General features: G+C 66.0%; 8 protein-coding genes and 1 pseudogene. 6 read left to right on the forward strand and 3 right to left on the reverse strand.

Annotation, left to right across the window (positions count from 1 at the left end; translation table 11 throughout):
* A partial coding sequence (locus WA317_RS02275; RefSeq protein WP_425171494.1) for a DNA translocase FtsK occupies positions 1–278 on the forward strand: 278 nt, incomplete at its 5' end.
* A 25-nt stretch (positions 279–303) separates the two neighbouring features.
* Here WA317_RS02275 and WA317_RS02280 read toward each other — a convergent pair.
* Positions 304–834 (reverse strand): amino-acid N-acetyltransferase, encoded by a 531-nt coding sequence (locus tag WA317_RS02280; protein ID WP_425171495.1) that lies wholly within the window; start codon positions 832–834, stop codon positions 304–306.
* 56 nt (positions 835–890) lie between these two features.
* On the opposite strand from WA317_RS02280, the gene pgsA reads away from it, so the two are divergent.
* From pgsA to pspM, 4 genes are all read left to right on the forward strand, one after another.
* Complete coding sequence (gene pgsA / locus WA317_RS02285) at positions 891–1,481, forward strand: CDP-diacylglycerol--glycerol-3-phosphate 3-phosphatidyltransferase (RefSeq protein ID WP_425171496.1); 591 nt, start codon at positions 891–893, stop codon at positions 1,479–1,481.
* A gap of 121 nt (positions 1,482–1,602) precedes the next feature.
* The gene (clgR, locus tag WA317_RS02290; RefSeq protein WP_425171497.1) at positions 1,603–1,929 is read left to right on the forward strand and encodes a transcriptional regulator ClgR; all 327 of its coding nucleotides are present in this window, start codon (positions 1,603–1,605) and stop codon (positions 1,927–1,929) included.
* Positions 1,930–2,049: 120 nt separating this feature from the next.
* Positions 2,050–2,856 (forward strand): phage shock protein PspA, encoded by an 807-nt coding sequence (gene pspA, locus WA317_RS02295; RefSeq protein WP_425171498.1) that lies wholly within the window; start codon positions 2,050–2,052, stop codon positions 2,854–2,856.
* 12 nt (positions 2,857–2,868) lie between these two features.
* On the forward strand, positions 2,869–3,693 hold the full coding sequence (gene pspM, locus WA317_RS02300) for a phage shock envelope stress response protein PspM (RefSeq protein WP_425171499.1): 825 nt from the start codon (positions 2,869–2,871) through the stop codon (positions 3,691–3,693).
* Between the two features lie 13 nt (positions 3,694–3,706).
* Here the strand turns inward: pspM and WA317_RS02305 are convergent, their stop codons facing one another.
* Both WA317_RS02305 and WA317_RS02310 read right to left on the reverse strand, forming a co-directional pair.
* A complete protein-coding gene (locus WA317_RS02305; protein ID WP_425171500.1) occupies positions 3,707–4,129 on the reverse strand; it encodes a DUF5313 domain-containing protein in 423 nt (140 codons plus the stop codon).
* A gap of 4 nt (positions 4,130–4,133) precedes the next feature.
* Positions 4,134–4,556 (reverse strand): limonene-1,2-epoxide hydrolase family protein, encoded by a 423-nt coding sequence (locus WA317_RS02310; protein WP_425171501.1) that lies wholly within the window; start codon positions 4,554–4,556, stop codon positions 4,134–4,136.
* Positions 4,557–4,608: 52 nt separating this feature from the next.
* On the opposite strand from WA317_RS02310, the pseudogene WA317_RS02315 reads away from it, so the two are divergent.
* Positions 4,609–5,085: pseudogene (locus tag WA317_RS02315) on the forward strand (glycosyltransferase); the annotation flags it as partial.

A 5,085-nucleotide genomic window follows, 5' to 3' on the forward strand; every position in this document is an offset into this window, starting at 1 on the left:
GTGGCGAACGCAAGGACGTCGACCCCGACATCGGCGACGACATGGACGTGTTCCTGCAGGCCGTCGAACTGGTGGTGTCCAGTCAGTTCGGCTCGACGTCGATGCTGCAGCGCAAGCTGCGGGTCGGCTTCGCCAAAGCCGGCCGGCTGATGGACCTGATGGAAACCCGCGGCATCGTGGGTCCGAGTGAGGGTTCCAAGGCACGTGACGTGCTGGTCAAACCCGATGAGCTGGCGGCCACGCTGGCTTCAATCCGAGGCATCGACGGAGGAGACTGAACCGAGGGCTGGAAGGACCAGCGAATCAAAGGACCAGCAGCATTCGCGAGTTCCCCAGGATGTTGGGTTTGACGTAGCTCAAGTCGAGGAATTCGGCGACACCGATGTCGTAGGAGCGGCACATCTCCTCGAACACCTCGGCGGTGACCGGCGTGCCCTCGATCTCGGTGAACCCGTGTCTTCTGAAGAAGTTTGTCTCGAACGTCAACACGAACAACCGCTGCAGTTCGAGCTCACGGGCCACCGCAATCAGCTGATCGACCACCGCGTGACCGATCCCGCGGCCCGTCAAGTCGGGGTGCACGGCGACGGTGCGCACTTCACCGAGGTCGGACCACAACACGTGCAGCGCCCCGCAACCCACCACTTCGCCCGGCCGGTCGGGGTATTCCGCGACCCAGAACTCTTGGATTGCCTCGTATAGCGTCACGAGGTTCTTTTCCAGCAGGATCCTGCCCGCGTAGGTGTCCACCAGCCGCTTGATCGCCGGGACGTCGGAAGTCCGCGCGCGTCGCACCACCGGTTCGTAGTTCGACGGCGTTTCCGCGGAATTCACGGGAGCACAGTCTAGGCATTCAGGACGCGCGAGCGGGCACCCGTTATTCTGTTGCCGTGTCAGGACAGCCGCAGACCGGCCCGACGGTACGGCGCGTTCCCGTCACCAATATCGCCAACTTGCTCACCGGGTTGCGCCTGGTGCTCGTGCCGATCTTCCTGCTCGCACTGTTCGCCGGCAACGGCCACGACACGACCAGCCGGGTGGCGGCGTTCGTCGTCTTCGCGGTCGCCGTCATCACCGACCGGTTCGACGGCGCGCTGGCCCGCAGTTACGGCATGGTGACCGAGTTCGGCACCCTGGCCGATCCCATCGCGGACAAGACGCTGGTCGGTGCGGCGCTGATCGGGTTGTCGATGCTGGGCGACCTGCCATGGTGGGTGACGGTGGTGATCCTGGCGCGCGAGATCGGGGTGACGGTCCTGCGCTTCGCGGTGTTACGCCGCGGCGTCATCCCCGCCAGTTGGGGCGGCAAGCTCAAGGCCCTGGTCCAAGCAGTCGCCATCGGGTTGTTCGTATTGCCCCTGACCGGTTCGTGGCTGACAGCTGCGTGGGTGGTGATGGGGCTCGCCATCCTGCTGACCGTGGTCACCGGCGTGGACTACGTCGCCTCAGCGGCCAGAGAAGTGCGTTGGACGACGCGCTGAGCGCGGGAATCGGTGCCCACTTGGCGGGAACCAACCTCCAGAGCGTGGCGTTGACCGTATTGATCACTCGATCACGCAGCTGATCGCTGCGGATCTGGCCCGCCCGACGAAGGAGAGCACGATGGCGGCACTGCTGCGAGAGGTCATCGGTGACGTGCTGCGCCGATCCCGCACTTCACAGGGTCGCACGCTTCGCGAAGTGTCCGACACCGCTCGGGTGAGCCTGGGCTACCTGTCCGAGGTGGAGCGCGGTCGCAAAGAGGCCTCCAGCGAGCTGCTGACCGCGATCTGCCACGCGTTGCAGGTTCCGCTGTCAACCGTGCTGCTCGATGCCGGCGACCAGATGGCCGATAAGGAACGCGCCGAGCTGTCGGCAGTCAGCGCTGCGCACATCGATGCCAGCACCAAAGTGGTGATCCCGCCGGTTGCTTCGCTGGCGGTGGCCTGACCCGATCACGGCGCCCTGCACAGCGCAGGTGTGGCGATACGCGGGGAACCATTAGATTGAGCGGCAGGGTAAGCGCAGTAATTTATGGGCAGGTATCGATCCAGAAGACGGAGCTAACTTATGGCCAACCCGTTCGTCAAAGCGTGGAAGTACCTCATGGCGGTGTTCAACGCGAGGATCGACGAGCACGCCGACCCCAAGGTGCAGATCCAGCAGGCGATCGAAGAAGCCCAACGTGCGCATCAGGCGCTGACGCAGCAGGCCGCGCAGGTGATCGGCAACCAGCGCCAACTCGAGATGCGGCTCAACCGGCAGTTGGCCGATATCGAGAAGCTGCAGGTCAATGTGCGGCAAGCGGTGACGCTGGCTGACCAGGCCACCGCTGCGGGAGACGCCGCCAAGGCCACCGAATACAACAACGCCGCCGAGTCGTTCGCCGCTCAGCTGGTGACCGCTGAACAAAGCGTGGAAGACCTCAAGGGGCTGCACGACCAGGCGCTGAACGCAGCCGCACAGGCCAAGAAAGCCGTCGAGCAGAACGCGATGGTGTTGCAGCAGCGGATCGCCGAGCGCACCAAACTGCTCAGTCAGCTCGAGCAGGCCAAGATGCAGGAGCAGGTCAGCGCCTCGCTGCGGTCGATGAGCGAGATCGCCGCGCCCGGCACGACGCCGAGTCTCGATGAGGTGCGCGACAAGATCGAACGTCGCTACGCCAATGCGCTGGGGTCGGCCGAGCTGGCGCAGAATTCCGTGCAGGGTCGCATGCTCGAAGTCGAGCAGGCAAGCGTGCAGATGGCCGGCCATTCGCGGCTGGAACAGATTCGCGCTTCCATGCGCGGCGAGGCGTTGCCATCCGGCGGTGCCGGGGCTGCGGCCACTCCGGCCATCGCGCCGGACGTGGCCCCCGAGAAGCCGCTCACGCAGTAAGAGGTAGCAGGGATGGCGGTAAGTCCGGGTTGGCGCAGCAGGCCTCGGCGAGGCGTGGTGCAACGCGGCATGGACATCGCGAGCCAAGTGGCCGACGTTCTTGCCGCCCAGCTGAGCGTGCTCGCCGACCCACGGGCCCGGTTGCTGCGCAAACAGCGGTGGGCGCTGCGACTGGGGCTGTTGTTCGGTTTCGCCTGCCTGTTCTGGGCCGTGGTGACGGTGCTGCTGGCGGCCTGGGGATGGTTTCAGCTGCTGCTGATCATCACCGGGTCCATCGCGGTGGGTGCGGCCGTCCCGGCAACGCTGTTGCTGTTCCGCTACCGCTGGCTGCGCTCACTGCCGTTGCCGACGGAGCGGCCCGCGAGCACTCGTCGGCTGCCGCCGACGGGTTCGGCGGCGCGACCCGCCATGTCGGCGCTGGGCGCTTCGGAGCGCGGCTTCGTGTCGCTGCTGGGCGTCATAGAGCGCGGCAAGATGCTGCCCAGCCCGGAAATCCACGATCTCACCGATGCGGCCAACCAGTCCGCCTCGGCCATGACGGCCACCGCGGCTGAGGTTGTGTCGATGGAGCGGGCGGCGAACAACAATGCCCAGTCCCGGTCGTATCTGGTCCCGACTATCAACGCCTTCACCGCGCAGTTGAGCGCGGGTGTCCGGCAGTACAACGAAATGGTCACTGCCGCAGCCCAGTTGGTGTCTGCTGCGAACGGGGGATCGACGACGCCGGCGTCGCCGATGTCCCAGCAGCGCTACCGCGACGAACTGGCCGGCGCGACCGATCGGCTGGTCGGGTGGGCGCAGGCTTTCGACGAACTCGGTGGGCTGCCGCGGGCGTAGCTGTCGGGCCCCCTCAGATGTCGTGGCTCCTGAACGGCGCCGACTCGGGCCGCGGACCGTACCGTTCGACGTACCTGCGGTGCATGTCGGCGTCGCGCTCGCGGCGGCGTTCATCGACGAGGTCAGAATCGAGATTGTGCATGCGGAGCATGTGCCGGCGCCAGACCTTGTTCAAAGCATGTGAGAAGTAGACGAACGGGATGAGGATCGGCAACGTCATCTCGGAGTGCACGTAAAGCGACGCCGGAAGTAGCCAGAACGGCGCGAGCACCAGCACCGCGGGAACGGCGACCCGGATCATCATCCGGGCGGTGGCGCCTTTGCCGGCCAGGTCGTTGCGCACCCAGTCCCGCATCGACGCGGGCAGCGGATGGCCGTAGCAGTAGCGGATGTACTGAATGGCGTTGGGCCGTCGGCGCACCGCGTTCTTATTCATTCGGTCAGAACGATGTTCGCAGCGGCGGCACAACAAGACCGGCGAGACCGCGCAGGGTCGCCTTGAACATGTCGTAGAAGTCGAAGTAGTCGCGCCACAGCGTGATTCGGCCGTCATGGACCTCGAAGACGCCGCAAACCCAGAATTGCAACCGCAATGGACCGAAAATCACCGCATCGGTGCGCTCGGTCAGCACGGCGGCCCCGTCGGCCGCGATGCGGTGGATCTTCACTTCGAAGCGGGCTCTGCCCTCCATCTGCCGGAACAGCTTCATGGCCCGGTGGCGGCCATGAATGGTCGGTAGCCCGACGTTCTGGTACACCAGATCATCGGCCAACGCCGCGTCCGCGGTGTCTAAGTCCTGGTCTTGCAGCGCATGCAGAAATACCTCGACTGTGCGGGTGTTCTGGGCGGTCAGCTCTGTCATGGTTCCAGGGTAATGAGGTTGGAGCGACGCGCCGCTGTGGCAGGGTAAGGCGGTGCGTGTTGCCGTTGTCGCCGGACCGGATCCGGGGCACTCTTTTCCGGCGATCGCGCTGTGTCAACGGTTCAACGCCGTGGGTGACTCGGCCACCTTGCTCACCGGCGCCGAATGGCTGGACGCCGCCCGGGACGCGGGCGTCGACGCTGTGGAGTTGGCAGGGCTCGAGCCGACCGCCGATGACGACGACAGCGACGCCGGGGCCAAGATTCACCAGCGGGCCGCACGGATGGCGGTGCTCAACGCGCCGCAGCTGGAGGCGCTCGGCCTAGACCTGGTGATCTCCGACGTCATCACCGCGTGTGGGGGTCTCGCGGCCGACCTGATCGGCATACCGTGGATCGAGCTCAGCCCCCACCCGCTGTACCGGCCGTCGAAAGGGCTACCGCCGATCGGCAGCGGATTGGCGCCGGGCACCGGCATCCGCGGCCGGTTGCGCGATGCCGTGATGCGGGCGCTGACCGCCCGCTCCTGG

This window comes from Mycobacterium sp. (assembly GCF_049802695.1).
Lineage (GTDB): Bacteria > Actinomycetota > Actinomycetes > Mycobacteriales > Mycobacteriaceae > Mycobacterium.